20 protein-coding genes are annotated in these 19,215 nt (G+C 65.6%); 10 read left to right on the forward strand and 10 right to left on the reverse strand.

The annotated features are described in order from the left end of the window. Nucleotides 1-25 precede the first annotated feature (25 nt). Nucleotides 26-799 (reverse strand): sulfite exporter TauE/SafE family protein, encoded by a 774-nt coding sequence (locus NX782_RS05105; RefSeq protein ID WP_258844333.1) that lies wholly within the window; start codon nt 797-799, stop codon nt 26-28. A gap of 90 nt (nt 800-889) precedes the next feature. Between NX782_RS05105 and NX782_RS05110 the strand changes: the two genes are divergently transcribed. Continuing rightward, complete coding sequence (locus NX782_RS05110; protein ID WP_258844334.1) at nt 890-1,780, forward strand: LysR family transcriptional regulator; 891 nt, start codon at nt 890-892, stop codon at nt 1,778-1,780. A 39-nt stretch (nt 1,781-1,819) separates the two neighbouring features. On the opposite strand, the gene NX782_RS05115 is transcribed toward NX782_RS05110, so the two are convergent. Further along, entirely contained in the window at nt 1,820-2,473 is a 654-nt protein-coding gene (locus NX782_RS05115; protein ID WP_370661764.1) for a lytic transglycosylase domain-containing protein, read from the reverse strand. Beyond that, the gene (locus tag NX782_RS05120) at nt 2,473-4,212 is read right to left on the reverse strand and encodes a proline--tRNA ligase (RefSeq protein WP_258844335.1); all 1,740 of its coding nucleotides are present in this window, start codon (nt 4,210-4,212) and stop codon (nt 2,473-2,475) included. Before NX782_RS05120 ends, NX782_RS05115 begins: the two co-directional genes overlap by 1 nt. 218 nt (nt 4,213-4,430) lie before the next feature. On the opposite strand from NX782_RS05120, the gene NX782_RS05125 reads away from it, so the two are divergent. The 4 genes from NX782_RS05125 (at nt 4,431) to NX782_RS05140 (ending at nt 8,868) form a co-directional block, all read left to right on the forward strand. Continuing rightward, nucleotides 4,431-5,156, forward strand: a complete 726-nt coding sequence (locus NX782_RS05125; RefSeq protein ID WP_258844336.1) for an RNA pyrophosphohydrolase — start codon at nt 4,431-4,433, stop codon at nt 5,154-5,156. A 117-nt stretch (nt 5,157-5,273) separates the two neighbouring features. Further along, nucleotides 5,274-6,776 (forward strand): aspartyl protease family protein, encoded by a 1,503-nt coding sequence (locus tag NX782_RS05130; RefSeq protein ID WP_258844337.1) that lies wholly within the window; start codon nt 5,274-5,276, stop codon nt 6,774-6,776. Then, nucleotides 6,773-8,362, forward strand: a complete 1,590-nt coding sequence (locus tag NX782_RS05135) for a retroviral-like aspartic protease family protein (RefSeq protein ID WP_258844338.1) — start codon at nt 6,773-6,775, stop codon at nt 8,360-8,362. Before NX782_RS05130 ends, NX782_RS05135 begins: the two co-directional genes overlap by 4 nt. An 80-nt stretch (nt 8,363-8,442) precedes the next feature. Further along, complete coding sequence (locus tag NX782_RS05140) at nt 8,443-8,868, forward strand: DUF1841 family protein (protein WP_258844339.1); 426 nt, start codon at nt 8,443-8,445, stop codon at nt 8,866-8,868. Between the two features lie 4 nt (nt 8,869-8,872). On the opposite strand, the gene NX782_RS05145 is transcribed toward NX782_RS05140, so the two are convergent. The 3 genes from NX782_RS05145 to NX782_RS05155 all read right to left on the reverse strand — a co-directional run bounded on the left by NX782_RS05145 (nt 8,873) and on the right by NX782_RS05155 (nt 11,168). Continuing rightward, complete coding sequence (locus NX782_RS05145; protein WP_258844340.1) at nt 8,873-10,378, reverse strand: SulP family inorganic anion transporter; 1,506 nt, start codon at nt 10,376-10,378, stop codon at nt 8,873-8,875. 76 nt (nt 10,379-10,454) lie between these two features. Beyond that, entirely contained in the window at nt 10,455-10,808 is a 354-nt protein-coding gene (locus NX782_RS05150; protein ID WP_258844341.1) for a c-type cytochrome, read from the reverse strand. A gap of 12 nt (nt 10,809-10,820) precedes the next feature. Beyond that, nucleotides 10,821-11,168 (reverse strand): c-type cytochrome, encoded by a 348-nt coding sequence (locus tag NX782_RS05155; protein WP_258844342.1) that lies wholly within the window; start codon nt 11,166-11,168, stop codon nt 10,821-10,823. Nucleotides 11,169-11,344: 176 nt separating this feature from the next. Here NX782_RS05155 and NX782_RS05160 point away from each other — a divergent pair, with 176 nt between their 5' ends. From NX782_RS05160 to NX782_RS05170, 3 genes are read left to right on the forward strand one after another with little or no spacing between them, the layout of a single operon-like run. After that, nucleotides 11,345-12,199 (forward strand): AAA family ATPase, encoded by an 855-nt coding sequence (locus tag NX782_RS05160; RefSeq protein WP_258844343.1) that lies wholly within the window; start codon nt 11,345-11,347, stop codon nt 12,197-12,199. Next, complete coding sequence (locus NX782_RS05165) at nt 12,196-12,783, forward strand: GNAT family N-acetyltransferase (RefSeq protein WP_258844344.1); 588 nt, start codon at nt 12,196-12,198, stop codon at nt 12,781-12,783. The genes NX782_RS05160 and NX782_RS05165 overlap by 4 nt, the downstream gene beginning before the upstream one ends. Then, nucleotides 12,773-13,942: a vWA domain-containing protein gene (locus NX782_RS05170; protein ID WP_258844345.1), complete on the forward strand. Its 1,170-nt coding sequence runs from the start codon at nt 12,773-12,775 to the stop codon at nt 13,940-13,942. Before NX782_RS05165 ends, NX782_RS05170 begins: the two co-directional genes overlap by 11 nt. A 62-nt stretch (nt 13,943-14,004) precedes the next feature. Here the strand turns inward: NX782_RS05170 and NX782_RS05175 are convergent, their stop codons facing one another. Further along, entirely contained in the window at nt 14,005-14,625 is a 621-nt protein-coding gene (locus tag NX782_RS05175; protein WP_258844346.1) for a CPBP family intramembrane glutamic endopeptidase, read from the reverse strand. A gap of 133 nt (nt 14,626-14,758) precedes the next feature. Between NX782_RS05175 and NX782_RS05180 the strand changes: the two genes are divergently transcribed. Together NX782_RS05180 and NX782_RS05185 are read left to right on the forward strand one after the other, a co-directional pair. After that, complete coding sequence (locus tag NX782_RS05180; protein WP_258844347.1) at nt 14,759-15,949, forward strand: cation:proton antiporter; 1,191 nt, start codon at nt 14,759-14,761, stop codon at nt 15,947-15,949. Further along, nucleotides 15,939-17,084, forward strand: coding sequence for a YbdK family carboxylate-amine ligase (locus tag NX782_RS05185; protein ID WP_258844348.1), 1,146 nt, complete (start codon nt 15,939-15,941; stop codon nt 17,082-17,084). Before NX782_RS05180 ends, NX782_RS05185 begins: the two co-directional genes overlap by 11 nt. Here NX782_RS05185 and NX782_RS05190 read toward each other — a convergent pair. From NX782_RS05190 to NX782_RS05200, 3 genes are all read right to left on the reverse strand, one after another. After that, nucleotides 17,081-17,416 (reverse strand): hypothetical protein, encoded by a 336-nt coding sequence (locus NX782_RS05190; RefSeq protein WP_258844349.1) that lies wholly within the window; start codon nt 17,414-17,416, stop codon nt 17,081-17,083. The two genes, NX782_RS05185 and NX782_RS05190, sit on opposite strands and share 4 nt — an antisense overlap. 169 nt (nt 17,417-17,585) lie before the next feature. Beyond that, complete coding sequence (locus tag NX782_RS05195; RefSeq protein WP_258844350.1) at nt 17,586-17,948, reverse strand: hypothetical protein; 363 nt, start codon at nt 17,946-17,948, stop codon at nt 17,586-17,588. Between the two features lie 90 nt (nt 17,949-18,038). After that, a complete protein-coding gene (locus NX782_RS05200; RefSeq protein WP_258844351.1) occupies nt 18,039-19,193 on the reverse strand; it encodes an acyltransferase family protein in 1,155 nt (384 codons plus the stop codon). Between the last annotated feature and the right edge of the window lie 22 nt (nt 19,194-19,215).

The raw sequence follows: 19,215 nt of genomic DNA on the forward strand, positions 1-19,215 counted from the left end.
CTCCCTGACGAGGAAAGCTGGCAGTCTAGCCGAGGAATGGGCGCAGCAGCAAATGTACGCCCAGCAGCAGCAAGCCGACGAAGAAGCAGCGGCGGAACAGCGCCGGCCGGATGCGCTCGCGGATCCACTGGCCGAGCATCATGCCGGCCAGCGCCGGCACCAGCGCGACGAAGGACAGGCCGGCCGCCCGCATCTCGAACTGCCCCGCCAGCAGCAGCGAAGCCGCGAGCGCGACGGTGGAGGTGGTGAAGGCCAGGCCGAGCGCCTGCACCAGCATGTCGCGCTCGAGCTTCAGGCCCTGCAGATAAGGCACGGCCGGGATCACGAACACCCCGGTGGCGGCCGTGACCGCGCCGGTGACCAGCCCGACCACCGGCGAGGCGGCGCGCTCGCCGCTGGGCGGCACGTGCAGCGTGAAGGACGCCAGGCCGGCCGCCGCATACATGATCAGGGCGCCGCCCAGGGCCGCGATGGCGTCGGCGGATGCGCTGGCCGGCAGCAGCATGCCGCCGATGAGGGTGCCGGCGGCGATCCCGGCCAGCATCGGCCACAACCGGCGCGCCAGGCCGCCTGCCGCGGGACCGGCCGCCAACTGCCAGACATTCGTCACCAGCGAAGGCACGACCAATAAAGCGGCCGCTTCGCGCGGCGCCATCATCATCCCCAACAGACCGACCGCGACCGTCGGCAAACCGAGCCCGACCACGCCCTTGACCAGGCCGGCGAGTACGAACACCAGGCAGATCAAGGACAATTCGACCGGTTCGTGGGCGTGTAAGATAGAAACAAGAGCGTCCATGCCGATGATTCTGCCCCATCCGGGACGCGTTCAGAATAAGGGATTGCCGCAAGCAGCCTTCGGCTATACCGAAGGCACAATGAACACATTATGCGATTCGACCTGATCGACCTGCAGCTCTTCCTGCACGTGGTGGAAGCCGGCAGCATCACCGGCGGTGCCAGCCGCGCCCACCTGTCGCTGGCGGCCTGCAGCGAACGTATCCAGAGCATGGAAGACACGCTGGGCGTGGCGCTGCTGCTGCGCGGGCGCCGCGGCGTCGCGCCCACGCCGGCCGGCGAAGCCCTGGTGCGCCATGCGCGGCTGGTGTTCCAGCAGCTGCAGCGCATGCGTGCCGAGCTGGGCGACCATGCAGAAGGTTTGAAGGGCACCGTGCGCCTGCTGTGCAATACCGCCTCGCTGAGCGAGTATCTGCCGGATGCGCTGGCCGGCTTCCTGGCGCGCCACACCCACGTCGACATCGTGCTGGAGGAGCGCCCCAGCCACGAAGTAGCGAAGGCGATGCGCGAAGGCGCGGCGGACATCGGCATCCTGACGGACGCGGTCGATTTGTCGGGGCTGGAGCGCTTTCCGTTCCGCCTCGACCGCCTGGTGGCGGTGGCGACGCCGGCGCTGGCGCAGCAACTGGCGCCGGACGGCCGGCCGCTGGCCTTCGTCGACCTGCTCGCGCTCGACCATGTCGGCCTGGCGCCCGACAGCGCCCTGTCCAGCTACCTGGATTTGCAGGCGCGGCGCCTCGGCCGCACATTGCATGCGCGCGTGCGCCTGCGCGGCTTCGAAGCGGTATGCAGGATGGTGGAGGCCGGTGTCGGGATCGGCATCGTGCCCGAGCCGGCAGCGCGGCGCTGCGCGCAGACGATGCAGATCGCGGTGCTCGAGCTGGTGGATGCGTGGTCGCTGCGGCAGCTGGCGATTTGTGTGAAGAGTTTCGATGCGCTGCCGAGGCACGCGCAGCAGTTGGTCGATGCGTTGCGGGCGTAGCACGCGGGCACAGGGTGCCCGCCCTACGCCGTGAAAAAATCAATTCAACGCGATGGCAGTCGAACCCGCCTTGAAATCCCAATTCTTCCAGGCCGCCAGCACCGCATTCGGATACTCCGGCCTGCCGCGGCTGCCGTTGTAGCGGCCCAGCGCCAGGTACAGGTTGCCGCCTTCCATGTCGATATACATGCGCAGGATCGAGCAGCCGTAGCGCAGGTTGGTCTGCATGTCGAACAGCGCGCGGCGGTTCGAATCGCCGATCACCTTGGTCCAGAACGGCATCACCTGCATGTAGCCGCGCGCGCCGACGATCGACACCGCGTACTTGCGGTAGGCCGACTCGACCTGGATCAGGCCCAGCACCAGGCCCGGGTCGAGGCCGGCGCGGGTCGCTTCGTACCAGGCCGATTCGAGGAACTCGGTGCGGACCTGGTCGTCCGGCAGGCGGCGCTTCAGGCGCGCCGACATCGCATCGAACCACTGTTGATAGCGTGCGCGTGCGGTGTCGTCGCGGAACACCGGCTTCGGCGGGCGGCCGTCGCGGATCGCCCGTTCGAGCGCCAGCCGGACCGAATCGGCCAGCGCTTCTTCCTTCTGGTTGCCGGCCTGCGCCGCCGGACTGCTCATCAGTGCAGCCGCAAACAGCGCAGAGCCGAGCCAGGCCGCAGCCTGGCGGACAAAACGGGCCAGCATCACTTGCCCAGTTTGCCTTTGACGAAGGCGACCATGTCGGCGGCAGGAACGGCGCTCGCCTCGGCATCGCGGCGGCCCTGGTATTCCAGGTTGCCTTCCTTGAGGCCGCGCTCGCCGATCACCACACGGTGCGGCACGCCGACCAGTTCCCAGTCGGCGAACATGGCGCCCGGGCGCAGGCCGCGGTCGTCGACGATGACGTCGATGCCGGCAGCTTGCAGCTCGGCGTACAGGCGGTCGGTCTCCGCCTTCACCAGTTCGCTGCGGTCATAACCCATCGGGCACAGCACCAGTTCGAACGGCGCGATCGCGTCCGGCCAGATGATGCCCTTGTCGTCGAAATTCTGCTCGATCGCCGCGCCCAGGATGCGGGTCACGCCGATGCCGTAGCAGCCCATCTGCATCGGTGCCGGCTGGCCCTTCTCGTCCAGGTAGACGCAGTTCATGGCGGCGGAGTACGCGGTGCCGAGCTGGAACACGTGGCCCACTTCGATGCCGCGCTCGATCGCCAGCACGCCCTTGCCGTCCGGCGAAGCATCGCCTTCGACCACGTTGCGCAGGTCGGCCACCAGCGGCTCGGCGACGTCGCGGCCCCAGTTCGCGCCAGTCAGGTGGTATTCCTCTTCGTTCGCGCCGCACACGAAATCGGCCATGTTGGCGACGGTGCGGTCGGCCACGATCTTGACCGGTTGCTTGGTATTGATCGGACCCAGGTAGCCCGGCTTGCTGCCGTAGGCTTCCAGGATTTCGCCTTCGCTGGCGAAGCGGAAGTCCTTCAGGCCCGGGACCTTCGAGACCTTCACTTCGTTCAGTTCATGGTCGCCGCGCAGCAGCAGCAGCCAGTTTTCCTTCGAGCTCACGACGCCATGCTCGTCCTTGTTCTCGACCGTCAGCGCGATCGACTTCACGGTCTGCGACAGCTCGATGCCGAGCAGCTTGGCGACGTCTTCGCACTTGGTGGTCTTCGGGGTCGAGACCTTGGTCAGCTCCTGGGTGGCAGCACCGCGTGCTGCGATCAGGGCCGGTGCTTCGGCCGCTTCCATGTTGGCGGCGTAATCCGAGGTCGGGCAGTAGACCAGCGCGTCTTCGCCGGTGCTGGCGATGACGTGGAATTCGTGCGAGCCGGTGCCGCCGATCGCGCCGTTGTCGGCGGCGACCGCGCGGAACTTCAGGCCGAAGCGGCTGAAGATCTTCACGTAGGCATCGAACATGGTCTGGTACGACGCCTGCATGCCTTCGACGTCGCGGTCGAAGGAGTAGGCGTCCTTCATGGTGAACTCGCGGCCGCGCATCAGGCCGAAGCGCGGACGGCGCTCGTCGCGGAACTTGGTCTGGATGTGATAGAAGTTCAGCGGCAGCTGGCGGTAGCTCTTGATCTCGCTGCGCACGACGTCGGTCACGACTTCCTCGGAGGTCGGCTGCAGCGCGAAGTCGCGGCCATGGCGGTCCTTGAGGCGCAGCAGTTCCGGCCCCATCTTGTCCCAGCGGCCGGTTTCTTGCCACAGTTCGGCCGGCTGTACCAGGGGCATCAGCAGCTCGATCCCGCCGGCCTTGTTCATTTCTTCACGGATGATGGCCTCGACTTTGCGGATCACGCGCAGGCCCAGCGGCATATACGTATAGATGCCGGAACCAAGGCGCTTGATCATCCCGGCCCGCATCATCAGCTTGTGGCTGACGATCTCGGCGTCGGAAGGCGCTTCTTTGAGCGTTGAAATAAAAAATCGTGAGGCGCGCATATCGATGAATTCTTTTTAAAAAGAGAGGGTTATAATCGACCTAATTTTAAAGGATTAGCTGGCCGATGCATCCAATCTTTGTACAAATGGCTCCGAAAGAAGTGGTGCATGCCGTTGTTCCGACGCGAGTTAACGGCAGACATACCTAAGGTTCACCGGATCCGTAAGTAAAAATATAAGAGAGAGACCAAGGCCGGCAGAAAGTTTCGAGGTGAATCATGCTCGATCGTGAAGGGTTCCGACCCAACGTCGGCATCATCCTGCTGAACGCCAACAACGAGGTGTGGTGGGGCAAACGGGTGCGCGAGCACTCCTGGCAATTTCCGCAAGGGGGTATCAAATACGGCGAGACGCCGGAACAGGCAATGTACCGCGAGCTCGAAGAAGAGATCGGCCTGCGCCAGGAGCACGTCAAGATCGTGGGCCGCACCCGCGACTGGCTGCGCTACGAAGTGCCGGACCACTTCATCAAGCGCGAAGTGCGCGGCCACTACCGCGGCCAGAAGCAGATCTGGTTCCTGTTGCGCATGGTCGCGCGCGACAACGACGTCAACCTGCGCCTGACCGACCATCCCGAGTTCGACGCCTGGCGCTGGCACGACTACTGGGTGCCGCTGGACGTGGTCATCGAGTTCAAGCGCGAGGTCTACCAGCGCGCGCTGCAGGAGTTGTCGCGTTTCCTGACCTGGCCAGCCAATGGCCAGGGCGAACGCCGCCATACCTCGCGCTACCTGCGCCAGCCGCACGAGCGCCGCAGCCAGGAAAGAAACAATGGCGGCAATGGCGGTGGCAACGCAGCCAACGCCGGCAATGCCGGCAATGCCCAGGGCGGCGGCAACAAGCAGGTGGCGAATGCCAGCAGCAAGGCGGTGGTGGCGGCCAGCAAGGCCATCGCCGATGCCGCCGGCAGCTCCAAACTGGTGATGGTGCGCGACAAAGAGTAGTTTTAGTAGCGTAAAAGCAACAACTGAAGAGGCGAACGTGTTGTGCAATCGACACGCTCGCCTTTTTGCATTCTTTTGCTTGCTATATTTACAAGCTTGCGCTGTAGAATCATTTACATGAACTCACTACTCGGCAAGTTGCTGGCGCTCGGCGCCGCCGGCGTTCTTTTTACCGGCGCCGCGCGCGCCGACGATAAATCTGCCTGCCAGTATGTGCAACTGGCCAAGGTGCCGCTCCACTACACCGGGCCTTCGCTCGGCATCACGATGGAAGGCACGATCAATGGCACGCCGGCAGTGATGCTGGCCGACACCGGCTTCAGCCAGACCTACCTGACCCGTACCGGTACCGAGAAACGCGGCCTGAAGCTGCGGCCCACCGCCGAGCGGATCCAGGGTGTCGGCGGCATGTCGACCGTGTACACGACCAGGGTCGACGATTTCGCGGCCGGCCCCGCCAAATCCAGCAAGGGTTGGTTGAAAGTGGTCGGCGATACCGGCACACCGCCCTGGTTCGAAGCCGCGGTCGGCGCGCCCTTCCTGCTGCAAACCGACATGGAATTGTCGGTGCCGGAAAAGCAGATGCGCTTCTTCAAACCGATCGGCTGCGACAGCGCCTGGCTGGCCTACTGGGACAAGAATGCAGTCGTGATCCCGTTCGAGCGGAACGTCACCGGCCAGTTCGCGGTCAACCCGCCTTTCACGATCGAGATCAATGGCCAGAAGCTGCAAGCCATCATCGACAGCGGCGCCGGTCGTACCGCAATCGACTCGCGCGCGGCGCAGCGCATCGGCATCCGCCTCGACGGACCGGAGACGATCGCCAATGGCGTCAGCATCGGTGTCGGCGAACGCCACATCGCGAACTGGCGTACCAAGGTAGCGAGCTTCAAGATCGGCGACGAGATCATCCGCGATGCCGAGATCGACATCATGGACACCCGCGGCCAGCTCGACATCGACGTCCTGATCGGCGACGATTTCCTGCGCGCGCACCGCGTGCTGTTCGCCATGGGCCAGAAGAAGATCTACATTTCGTACACAGGCGGCGACGTGTTCGGCAAGCGCCAGCCGATCGAACCCTGGGTCCGCAAGGAAGCCGAGGACGGCAATCCGGATGCGCAACTGGTGATGGCGCAGCACTACCGCACCGGCAAGGGCGTGCCGCGCGACCCGCGGCTTGCCGGGGAATGGCTGGCCAAGGCCGCCGCGCAGGGTCACCCGCAAGCCGGGCTGCTGCTCGGGCGCGAGCTGCTGGCCACCGGCAATGCGACCGGCGCCATCGCCAGCATCAAGCCTGCGCTCGACAAGCTGCCGGCGGAGCGCTACGGCGCGCTGCTGCTCTACCTGGCACGCGTGCGCACCGGCGCGCGCGAAACCGGCGAGCGCGAACTGCAGGCCACCTTCGCACGCAGTACGGACAATGCCTGGCCGGGCCCGATTGCCGACTACTACCTCGGCCGCAGCGACGCCGCGACCCTGCTGGCCGCAGCCGCCCGCAACGAGCAGCGCGCAAACATCCAGACCTGCCAGGCCAAACTCTACATCGCCGAGCGCGAGGCAGCGCTGGCCGGCACCCCGCCAGCTTCCGAACAGGATTGCGGCACCGATAACCCATGAACCAGACCGACATGAAAAAATACCCGCTGGCGCTGTGCGCCGTCGTGGCTTCCACGCTGCTCCTGAACCCGATGGCACGGGCCGCCGATACGCCGGCGCAGAAGTGCACCTACGTCGAAGTGGCCGACATGCCGCTCAAGTATGCCGGCCCGAGCCTGGTGCCGGCGGTCGACGGCATGATCGACGGCGCGCCGGCCGTGATGCTGGTCGATACCGGCGCCTTCGACACGTCGCTGACCATGAACGCTGTCCTCAAGCGCGACCTGGTCATGCACATGACGGGCCGGTACGTGGACGGCATTGGCGGTTCCTCGCGCCTGTACGCGGCGCGCATCGGCGACTTCGCGATCGGCCCGGTGAAGAGCCAGCGCAAGCGCATCGACCTGTACGTGATCGGCGAGACCTCGTTCACGCCGGCCTACGACGCCATCGTCGGCGCCCCCTTCCTGCTGCAGGCCGACCTGGAATTCGACCTGCGCGCCAAGCGCATGAAGTTCTTCCGCCCGCAGAACTGCGACCGCGACACCCCGCTCAACTACTGGAAGGAAGATGCGGTCAGCGTGCCCTTCGAGTTCACCCGCAGCACCAGTCCGAACCCGCACTTCACGGTGCTCGTCAACGGCAAGGAGCTGGACGCCTTCATCGACACCGGCGCGTCGAGCAGCTTCCTGACCCTGCGCGGCGCCAAACGGCTGGGCATCGATGTCAAAAGCACGGACGTCACCCGGCTCGCCGACAGCGGCGGCATCGGCTCGGACCGCGCGGCAAACTGGAGCGCGCCGGTGCAATCGGTGCAGATCGGCGGTGAGCTCATCAAGGACGTCAGACTCGGCGTGGTCGATGCCCAGAGCGAAGTCCAGGGCGAACTCCTGCTGGGCCAGGACTTCCTGCGCACCCACCGCGTGCTGTTCGCGATGAGTCAGCGCAAGGTCTACCTGGCTTACCTCGGCGGCGAGATCTTCAAGCGCGGTGCCGGCCTCGAGCCGTGGATCGTGCAGGAGGCCGACGGCGGCAACGCCGATGCGCAATACGCGCTGGCGACCATGCTCAACACCGGCCGCGGCACCCCGCGCGATCCGAAGCAGGCCCAGTCCTGGCTGGAAAAGGCCGCTGCCGCCGGCCAGCCGAACGCCAATCTGGTGCTCGGCCGCCAGCAGATGCAGGCCGGAAAACTCGACGAGGCGATCCCGAAACTGCGCGCCGCCCTCGACCAACTGCCGGCCGAGCACTTCGGCACGCTGTGGTTGTACAACGCCCGCGTGCGCAAAGGCGATGCCGCATTGGCGAAGACCGAGCTGGAAGCCAGCATCAAGAGACAGCGCAACGATAACTGGCCGGAGCCGATCACCGAGTTCTACCTTGGCAAGCTCGATGCCAGCGGCCTGCTGAAGAGCGCGGCGGACGACAAGCAGGCTGCCCGCGCACGCACCTGCATGGCCAATGCGTACATGCGCGAATGGCATGCGGCGCGCGACGAGAAAGCCCAGGCCGACGCCCTGCTGGCGACCCTGCGCGCCGAATGCGGTCCGGCGCGTCCGGCGGCAGCGCCGGCGGCGCCTGCCCCTGCGCCCGCCGCGGCCCCGTAAGCCCTGCGCACAATGTGGCCGGACCGGCAACAGCGGTCCGGCCGCCGGCGCCGAAAACGCCGGCGCGCTACAATGGGCGCATGTTCACACCTTCTTCCAACGATGTGCGCCGCTTCTTCTGCGAAGCCTGGCGCAAGCGCCGCGCCGGCGAGATCCTGACGCCGATGGACGCGATCGCGGCCGACTGGATCGACCAGCATCCCGAATACCACGACGCCCTGATGGATGCCGACGAGGCCGTGGCGCGCGACTATTCGGTCGAAGGCGGCCAGCCGAATCCTTTCCTGCACCTGTCGATGCACCTGTCGATCGTCGAGCAGGTCTCGGTCGACCAGCCGCGCGGCATCAAGGCCGCGCACGACGCGCTGGCCGCCCGCATCGGCGAGCACGATGCCCACCACGAGATCATGGAATGCCTGGGCGAGATGATCTGGACCTCCCAGCGCAGCGGCTTGCCGCCGGATGCGGAGGCCTACATCGACTGCGTGCGCCGCCGCGTCCGCTAGGACCTCAGTCCAGCTTGTCGTCGGCCACGCGGTAGCGCGGGTCTTCCGGCAGGCTGACTTCGATCATGTCCTTCGCGCGCTCCAGCAAGGAGCGGCAGTCGGGGCTCAGGTGCCGCAGGTGCAGGCGCTTGCCGACGCTGCGGTAGCGCTCCGCCAGCGCATCGATGGCCTGGATCGCCGAATGGTCGACCACGCGCGCGCGGCGGAACTCGACCACGACGTCCTGCGGATCTTCCTTCGGCGCGAACAGTTCCTGGAAATTCGCGCTTGAAGCGAAGAACAGCGTGCCTTCCAGCTCGTAGACCTTCCAGCCCTGCTCATCGATACGGGTCGACACGCCGATCCGCTTGGCGTGCTGCCAGGCGAACACCAGCGCCGAGACGATCACCCCGACCACCACCGCGGTGGCCAGGTTGAACACCAGGGTCACGCCGGCCACCAGCACGATCACCAGCGCGTCGGCGCGCGGCACCTTGCCGAACAGGCGGAACGTGCCCCACTCGAAAGTCTTCTCGCAGACCACGAACATCACGCCGATCAGCGCGGCCAGCGGGATCTGCTCGATGACGCTGGAGCCGAACAGGATGAACGACAGCAGGAACAGCGAGGCAGCGATGCCCGACAGGCGGCCGGTGGCGCCGTTGCCGACGTTGATCATGCTCTGCCCGATCATCGCGCAGCCGCCCATGCCGCCGAACAGCGCGGTGACGATGTTGGCCGCGCCTTGCGCCATGCTCTCGCGGTTCGGCTGGCCGCGGGTGTCCGTGATCTCGTCGATCAGGGTCAGCGTCAGCAGGGTCTCGATCAGGCCGACGCCGGCCAGCACCAGCGAGTACGGGAACACGATGCGCAGTGTCTCCAGGTTGAAGGGCACGTCGGGCACGTGGAAGTCAGGCAAGCCGCCGGCGATCGAACCGAGTTCGCCGACCGTCTTGGTGTCGATGTGCAGGAAGTGCGCCAGCAGCGCCACCACGACGATGCCGACCAGCGTGGCCGGCACCGCCTTGGTGATCTTGGGCGTGACATAGATGATCGCCATCGTCAGCGCCACCAGGCCGAGCATGGTCCACAGTTGCGGGCCGCTCATCCAGCCGCCGCTGGTCTTGAAATGCTCGAACTGGGCGACGAAGATCACGATCGCCAGCCCGTTCACGAAGCCCAGCATGACCGGGTGCGGCACCATGCGGATGAATTTGCCGAGCCGGGCCAACGCGAACAGGATCTGCAGCACACCCATCAGGACGATGGCGGCGAACAGGTACTGCACGCCGTGCTGCACGACCAGCGCGACCATGACCACGGCCAGCGCACCGGCGGCGCCGGAGATCATGCCGGGGCGGCCGCCGAAGGCCGAGGTAATGAAAGACACCAGCACCGCGGCATACAGGCCGGTCAGCGGCGACACGTGGGCCACCAGCGCAAAGGCGATGGCTTCGGGGACCAGCGCCAGCGCGACCGTCAGGCCGCTCAGCAGGTTGGTCTTGATGTGGGTAGGTGAGACAGTGGACAAGGCGGACTCCGAAAAAAACAAAGTCCGCCAGCGTGAACCGGCGGACCAGAGAGACCGCTATTTTACTAGCTCGGACTTATTTGCGAACGACCAGTGGCCCCGGCAGGCTTTGCAGATAAGCCGCGATGTCGACCATGTCGCGGTCCGACAGCGGCTGGGCCATGCCGGCCATGATCGGGTTGTTACGGCCGTTCATGACCTTGTCGCCGCGCTTGTAGGCGTTCAGCGCGTGGACCAGGTAGTCCGCGTGCTGGCCGGCCAGCTTCGGATAGCTCGGGTCGATCGGGGTCTTGTAGTCGGCGCCGTGGCAGGACGCGCAGTTGTACTTCTTGGCCAGCTCGGCGCCGCGCGAGGTGTCGCCGCCGGCGAAGGCAGCGCCGGATGCGGACAGGGCCGCCGCGCAGGACAGGGCAAGGATGAGTTTATGCATGGTGTCCCCGGCTTATTTGTTGGGCGTGGCGCTGGACTGCTGCGCATAGTACGCGGCGATATCGGCGATGTCCTGGTCCGACAGCACGCGGGCGGTCGGGGTCATCTGCGGATGCTTGCGGTCGCCCTTCTTGTAGGCCTGCAGGGCGGCTTCGATGTATTTGGCGGACTGGCCGCCGATCATCGGCACCTGGTAGACCTCGGGGAAGGCGGTCTTGTATTCGGGGATGCCGTGGCAGCCGATACATTGTTCGATCTTGTTCGGCGCAGCCTTCGGGTTGGCGACGATGTCGGCTGCGCTGGCCGCGCCGGCCGCACTGGCAGCTGCGGCAAACATCAGTACTGCTAACGGTTTTTTCATGATTGGGAATCGTAAGGTTGAATCGAATACCGCAACTGCACAAAAACTTAGCATTTGTACTACGAAGAGCCGATTCTATATGAAGAACATGGCTCAGTCTACAAAGCAACAATTCAGCGTGGCTGAAGCAAGTGGCATATACTTCTTTGCATTTCCATACCGCCCCGCAAACGCCCATGCACGCTTCCCAACGCTTCGAAGGCAGCGACAACTACGTCGCCACCGATGACCTGAAACTGGCCGTCAACGCCGCCCTCACCCTGGCCCGCCCGCTGCTGATCAAGGGCGAACCCGGCACCGGCAAGACCATGCTGGCGGAAGAAGTGGCGGCGGCGCTGGGCATGCCGCTGCTGCAGTGGCACATCAAGTCGACCACCAAGGCCCAACAGGGCCTGTACGAATACGACGCCGTGTCGCGCCTGCGCGATTCGCAACTGGGCGACGAGCGCGTGCGCGACATCCATAACTACATTGTCAAGGGCGTGCTGTGGCAGGCCTTCACGGCGCCGGAACCGGTGGTGCTGCTGATCGACGAGATCGACAAGGCCGACATCGAATTCCCGAACGACCTGCTGCGCGAACTCGACCGCATGGAGTTCTATGTGTACGAAACGCGCGAGATGGTGGTCGCCAGGCACCGCCCGCTGGTGATCATCACCTCGAACAACGAGAAGGAACTGCCGGACGCCTTCCTGCGCCGCTGCTTCTTCCACTACATCAAATTCCCGGACCGCGAGACGATGGCGGAAATCGTCAAGGTCCACTACCCGAACCTGAAGCAGGAACTGCTTGCCGCCGCGCTGGAAAACTTCTACCAGCTGCGCGAGGTGGCGGGCCTCAAGAAGAAGCCGTCGACCTCCGAATTCCTCGACTGGCTGAAACTGCTGCTGGCCGAGGACATCCCGGTCGAGGCGCTGCGCAGCCAGGATGCGAAGACCATCGTGCCGCCGCTGCACGGCGCCCTGCTGAAGAACGAGCAGGACGTGCACCTGTTCGAGCGCCTGGTGGCGATGGCGAGGCACAACCGATGATCCGCGTCGATCCGGTCACGCTCGAATTCAACGGCGTGCGCCTGGAACCGCTGGCGCTGCACCACGTCGACGGCCTGCGCGCCGCCGCGGCGGACGGCGAGCTGTGGAATCTGCGCATCACCTCGGTGCCGGCGCCGCACGAGACCGAACAATACGTGCGCACCGCGCTGGAGACGGATAACCGGATCGCCTTCGCGGTGGTCGACGTGACGAGCGGCCAGGTGATCGGTTCGACCAGCTACCACGACATCCTGCCCGCCGTCGACCGCGTCGAGATCGGCTACACCTGGTACGCCAGGAGCAGCCAGCGCAGCCACGTCAACACCAGCTGCAAGCTGCTGCTGCTTTCGCACGCCTTCGACACCCTGGGCTGCGCGGTGGTCGGCCTGCGCACCGATAACTTCAACCACGCTTCGCAGGCCGCCATCGAGCGCCTGGGCGCGAAGAAGGATGGCGTGATCCGCCACCACGCGCTGCGCCGCGACGGCACCGTGCGCGATACCGTCATGTACAGCATCCTGCGCGGCGAGTGGCCCGAGATCAAATCGCAGTTGCACTACCGGTTGAGCAGGCATGCTGATTGATTTCTTCTTTACCCTGCGTGACGCGAAGGTCCCGGTCACGATCAAGGAATTCCTGACCCTGCTCGAAGCGCTGCAGAAGAACGTGATCGCGCCCTCGCTCGACGAGTTCTACTACCTCGCGCGCCTGACGCTGGTGAAGGACGAGGCCCACTTCGACAAGTTCGACAAGGCCTTCGGCCTGTATTTCAAGGGCATCGAGACGGTGTTCGACAGCAAAGCGGAGATCCCGCTCGACTGGCTGATCCAGCGCCTGGAGCGCGAGCTGACGCCCGAACAGAAGGCCGAACTGCAAAAGCTCGGCTACGACAAGCTGATGAGCCGCCTGGCCGAACTGCTGAAGGAGCAGAAGGAGCGCCACGAAGGCGGAAATAAATGGATCGGCACCGGCGGCACCTCCCCCTTCGGCAACGGCGGCACCAATCCGGAAGGCATCCGCATCGGCGGCAAATCACGCAACCGCACCGCAGTGAAGGTGTGGGAGCAGCGCGAGTACAAGGATTACGATGGCGAGCGCGAACTGGGCGTCCGCAACATCAAGGTGGCGCTGCGCCGCCTGCGCCGCTTCGCGCGGACCGGTGCGGCCGAAGAACTGGCGCTGGACGACACGATCCGCTCGACCGCCAACAACGCCGGCTGGCTCGACATCAAGATGCAGCCGGAGCGCAAGAACCGCATCAAGGTGCTGATGCTGATGGATGTCGGCGGCAGCATGGACGACCACATCGAGCGCACCGAGGAGCTGTTCTCGGCGGCGAAGACCGAATTCAAGAACCTCGAGTTCTTCTACTTCCACAACTGCGTCTACGACTACCTGTGGAAGAACAACCGGCGCCGCCACACGGAGCGCTTCCCGACCTGGGACGTGCTGCGCAAGTACCCGCCCGACACGCGCGTGATCTTCGTCGGCGACGCCACCATGAGCCCTTACGAGGTGCTGGTGCCGGGCGGTTCGGTCGAGTACAACAACGAGGAAGCCGGCGCCGAATGGCTGGCGCGCTTCTGCCAGCACTTCCCGAAATTCGCCTGGCTGAACCCGGAGCCGGAAAGCCTGTGGCAGTACCGGCAGTCGATTGCGGTGATCCGGCAGATCATGAATAACCGGATGTTTCCGGTGACGATAGATGGGCTGGAACGGGCGATGCGGCTGTTGAGCAAATGATGCATCGTGGGCACGGGTGCCCACCCTACGGTAGGGTGGGCGGCCCCCGCCCACGCATTACGTCACCCCTTGCGCGTCTGGATCGCACGCCGCACGATCAACAAGCCCACGATATCGATCCAGGCATGCACCAGCATCGCCGCCAGCAAGCCCACGTACTCGAACACGAAGCCCAGCACCACGCTGCCGCCGAACACGCCGGCCGCCTGCGCGATCGTTGCGCCGTCGAGCTTGCGGAAGCGGTACGCCGGCACGTGCGTCAGCAGGAACAGCAGCGAGACGACCCACACGCCCAATAGCGGCTGCAGCGCCGCGCGGAACAGCATCTCTTCGCCGATGGCGGCGGCGAAGCTGATCCACAGCGGATTCAGGCCGCGGAGATCGAGCCGCGCGTAGCTCTCGATCGTGCGCCCGCTGGACGCAGAGCTGGCGGTCAGTTTGAACATCAGCCAGGACCCGGCGCCGGCAATCAGCGCCAGCACCTGGCCGACCAGCAGTTGGGTCAGCGGCCCGGCAGGCCGGGAAAACAGCGTCAGCGGCTCGGGACGGCTGAAATAAATGATGGGCGCGGCGATCAGGCAGAACACCAGGCAGGTCAGCACTTGGGAAACGAGACGGATGGGAGCGCGGACGGCGGCTGGCGGCGCGGGATTTTCCAGCGGGGTGTGTTGCGATTCGGTCATTCCGCCATTGTACCCCGACGGGTATGGCCACCTCTTCTACCCACCTCTTCCACTCCTCCTACACGCAATCGTGCGCATGAAACCCTCTTGTAGAATCGGCTCACACATCATGCAATTTTGATAAGGAGTTCGCATGCAGGACCTGTTGGCGATCCTGAGCAGTCTGTCCTGGCCCGTCGCGATCACGCTGGCATGGCTGGCCGGCGAGTTCGGGCAGCGCTGGACCGGCCTGCCGCGCATCAGTTTCTACGGCCTGGTCGGCTTCCTGCTGGCCGCGCCCCAGTCGGGCGTGCTGCCGCGGCCCGAGGCCGGCACCGTGCTGCTGCTGGCCGACGTCGCCTTCGGCCTGATCCTGTTCGAGCTCGGCTACCGCATCAACCTGCGCTGGCTGCGCACCAATCCCTGGATCGGCGTGTCCGGGCTGGCCGAGGCCCTGCTCACCTTCATCGCCGTCTACCTGATCGCCACCGCCTTTGGCGTGGGCGGCATCAATGCGATGATGCTGGCTTCGCTGTCGATGGCGACCTCGCCGGCCACCGTGGTCCGCGTGATCAACGAACAGAAGAGCTCCGGCCAGGTGACCGAGCGCGCCCTGCACCTGTGCGCGCTGAACTGCGTGCTGGCGGTGTTCGCCTTCAATGCCAGCGTCGGGCTGTGGATCTTCCGCACCTCCGAAGACGTTGGCGACGCACTGTGGAACAGCCTGGTGGTGCTGGCGGTTTCCTCCTTCAGCGGCGCGGTGTTCGGGCTGGTCGTACCGGCGGTGCTGCGCATGCTCGGCAAGCTGGCCCAGGATGCGACCGTCGCCTTCGCGCTGGCAGTGATCCTGCTGGTGTCGGTCACCTACACGCTCGGGCTGTCGCCGGTGGTCGCGGCGCTCGCCTTCGGCCTGATGGCGCGCCACCGCCGCGTCGCCTTCAGCCAGGCGCAACGCAACTTCGGCGCGCTCGGCGAGCTGCTGACCGTGGTGCTGTTCGTGTTTGCCGCCTCGACGCTGGACTGGCAGAAGATCGTTGCCGGCGGTGCGATGGCGGTCGCGCTGGTGCTGGCGCGCCTGGCCACCAAGATCCTGGGCGTGATGGCCTTCGCCCACCTGGCCGGCATCTCCTGGCGCAAGGGCGCGCTGACCGGGGTCGCGCTGGCGCCCTTGTCGGTGTTCGTGATCCTGCTGCTCGAGCACGCCCGCCACGCCGGCGTGCAGGTGGTGGACGAGCTGCGCGCGATCGCCGCGGTCACCATGCTGCTCGAAGTGTTCGGACCCATCATCCTGCAGCGTGCGCTGGTCTGGGCACGCGAAGCCCCGGAGCCGCGCCATGCCGCTTGAAGCCTTTGCCCAATCCGAACCCCTGACCTTCGGGGTCGAACTCGAACTGCAGCTGGTCAGCCTGTCGGACTTCGACCTGACCCCGGCCAGCCCCGATCTGCTGCACCTCCTGAAGCGCAAGCCCTTCCCCGGCAACGTGACGCCGGAGATCACCGAGAGCATGATCGAGATTAACTCGAGCGTGCAGACCCATTACAAGCCGCTGCTGGCCGAGCTGGTCGAGATCCGCGATACCCTGGTCGCCGCCAGCGACCAGCTCAACATCGGCATCGCCGGCGGCGGCACCCATCCTTTCCAGCACTGGTCGGAGCAGCGCATCTCCTCCAAGCCGCGCTACCAGGAACTGTCGACGCTGTACGGCTACCTGGCCAAGCAGTTCACGGTGTTCGGCCAGCACGTGCACATCGGCTGCGCCCACGGCGACGACGCGCTCTACCTGCTGCACGCGCTGTCGCGCTACCTCCCGCATTTCATCGCGCTGTCCGCCTCATCGCCCTTCGTGCAGGGCCACGATTCCGGCTTCGAATCGGCGCGCCTGAACTCCGTCAGCGCCTTCCCGCTGAGCGGCCGCGCGCCCTTCATCCTGGACTGGGAGAGCTTCGCCAAGGTGTACTTCGCGAAGATGGAGCGCACCCGCATCATCAAGAGCATGAAGGATTTTTACTGGGACCTGCGTCCCAAGCCGGAGTACGGCACGATCGAGCTGCGCGTCTGCGACACGCCGCTGACGGTGGAACGGGCAGCGGCGCTGGCGGCCTATTTGCAGGCGATTTGCCGGCATCTGCTGGAGCGCCGGAACCTGGGTTCGGCCGAGGACGCGCCCCTGGAAGACGACTACCTGGTCTACAACTACAACCGCTTCCAGGCCGCCCGCTTCGGGCTCGATGGCGTGATCACCCATCCGAAAACCTACGACCAGATTCCGCTGCGCGAGGACATCCTTGCCACCCTCGACCTGATGGAACCGCATGCGCAGGCGCTGGGCAGCGTCGAGGCGCTGCTGCACCTGGCTTCCGCGGCCTCGGATGGCAGCGATGCGAGCATCCTGCGCGGACAGTACGAACGCCAGGGCAGCTGCGAGGGGATGGTGAATGCGGCGATCCAGCGCTTCCGGGGCGAGCGGCGAATCGGCTAAGCCTTCGCCGGCAGCGCGGCGAACCACTCGGCGTAAGGCGTATTCGCCGCCATCTTCCGGTTGAAATCCGGCGCCCCGTCCGTCCACCACACCGGCCCGCGCTCGCCCAGCGCCCGCTTGGCTTCGTCGACCGCCGCGCGGGCCTCGTGCTCGGCCTGCGCATCGCCGGCCTTCTTCGCCAAGCCCACCTGGCGGCGCGCCCGCATCAGCTTGTCGACCCATGCCTGCCGGACCTCCGGCGGGAGCGCCGGGTTACTGGTGCGCCACAGGCGGCCGCGCACGACGAAATAGCGGCCGTCCGGCGTAGTCGGATACTGTCGGGAATCTGGCATGCGCCTACTGTAGCATGTCGAATCGGCGCTCCACGTTCGTGGTGCCAGCGAAGAGTCAGTCGTTCGTTGCGGCGCTATGATGAGACTCTACCCTCGACAAAGGAGACGATATGTTCAGTCACGTAATGATCGGCACGAAGGATCCCGACGGCCACAAGCTCTGCGCGCTCTATCGGCCCAAATAAGAAGACTGCGCCAGCACCGGCCCCTTGAAACTTCCCGGGCGCAGGATGCGCGCCAGCAGCGGCCGCTTGACCGGCGCCGGCAGGCGGCTGTCGACCAGCTCCACCCACTTGGCGCGCAGCTGCTCGCAGGTCGCGCGAAGGACCGGCTCGGCATCCGGCAGGCGCGCCAGGGCGTCGAGGTGGCGTTCGATCACCGCAGCCAGCTTCAGGCACGGTCCTTCCCCCTCGGAGACGGCACTGCGCATCGTGTATTGCGACATCAGGTGCAACAAGGCCGCCACCAGCAGCGCGTGACGGGTGCTCGGCGTGCCGGATGCGGGGGTGTCGTCCAGGAAATCGTCGTCCATAAATCCTCCTTGATCTTCAACGAGAATGGTTCTCATTCAGATTGTGAGACAGGATGGACGAATGTGCAAACGGAATTCTCGTCCGTGCGCCTAGACCTTCACGAACCACTTCTTGCGCCACATGTACCAGGCGACAGCGAACATGCAGGCATCGAACAGCAGCGCGTGCAGCAGCGAAGCGTTGACGGCCGAGATCGGCAGCGATGCGATCGGCGCGTACAGCATCTTGCCGAGCGAGAGCATGCTGCCATCCGCCTGCTGGAGCTTGATGAAGCCGAGCATCTTCGCCACCAGGCCCGAGAACGCAAAGATGAACAGCGCATTCATCCCATAGATCAGGAAGGGCTTGCTCCAGCGCCGCGCCCGCGCGCGCAGGCCGGCGTCGGGGCTGGCGTCGAGCAGCCAATAAAAGGTGCCGAAAGCCAGCAAGGCCCAGCCGGTCATCCAGATCGCGTAGGACGGCGTCCACAGGCTTTTATTGATCGGCATGACGAGCGCGTCGCAGATGCTGCCCACCGCCAGGCAGGCCAGCCCGCCGAGCAGCAGCCACACGGTGTGCTCGCCGCGCGTGACCTCGGTGCGCAGCCAGCGTCCCGCCAGCACGCCGGCCAGCTGGCTGCACAGGGCCGGCAGCGTGCTGGTCAGCCCCTCGGGGTCCCAGGTCCTGGCTTTCGCCCACAGGTGCCCATCGAGCAGCAAGCGGTCGACGAAGGCGCCGAAATCCTGTCCCGGCGCCAGGCTGCCGGTGTGCCAGATGCCCTCGGCGTCGGGCACAGGCACGTACAGCATCAGCACCGAATACAGTGCCAGCAGTCCGGCGATGATGGCCAGCTGGGCGCACCAGCCGAGGTAGACCACGATCGGCGCCGCCAGCAGCGTGCACAGGGCGATGCGTTGCAGCACGCCGGGAATACGCACGGTGGCCAGGTTGAAGTTCGGGATGAGGTTGAGCGTGAAGCCGATCAGGAAGATCAGCAGCGCGCGCCAGGCCAGCTTGCGCAGCAGGGCCGGCTTGTCGGCGCCGGCCTCGGCCAGGCGCCCGAGCGACAGGGCCATCGACACGCCGCCGATGAACAGGAAAAACGGGAAGATGGTATCGGTGAACGTCCAGCCGTCCCAGGCCGCGTGCTCGAGCTGCCGGTACAGATGGGCCCAGTCGCCCGGATTATTCACCAATACCATCGCCGCGATCGTGAAGCCGCGGAACGCGTCGAGCGAGGCAAGACGCTCTTGTTGCAGGTTCATGCCAGTCCTTTGTGCGGGTCGA

The organism is Massilia norwichensis, from assembly GCF_024753245.1.
GTDB classification, from domain to species: domain Bacteria; phylum Pseudomonadota; class Gammaproteobacteria; order Burkholderiales; family Burkholderiaceae_D; genus Telluria; species Telluria norwichensis.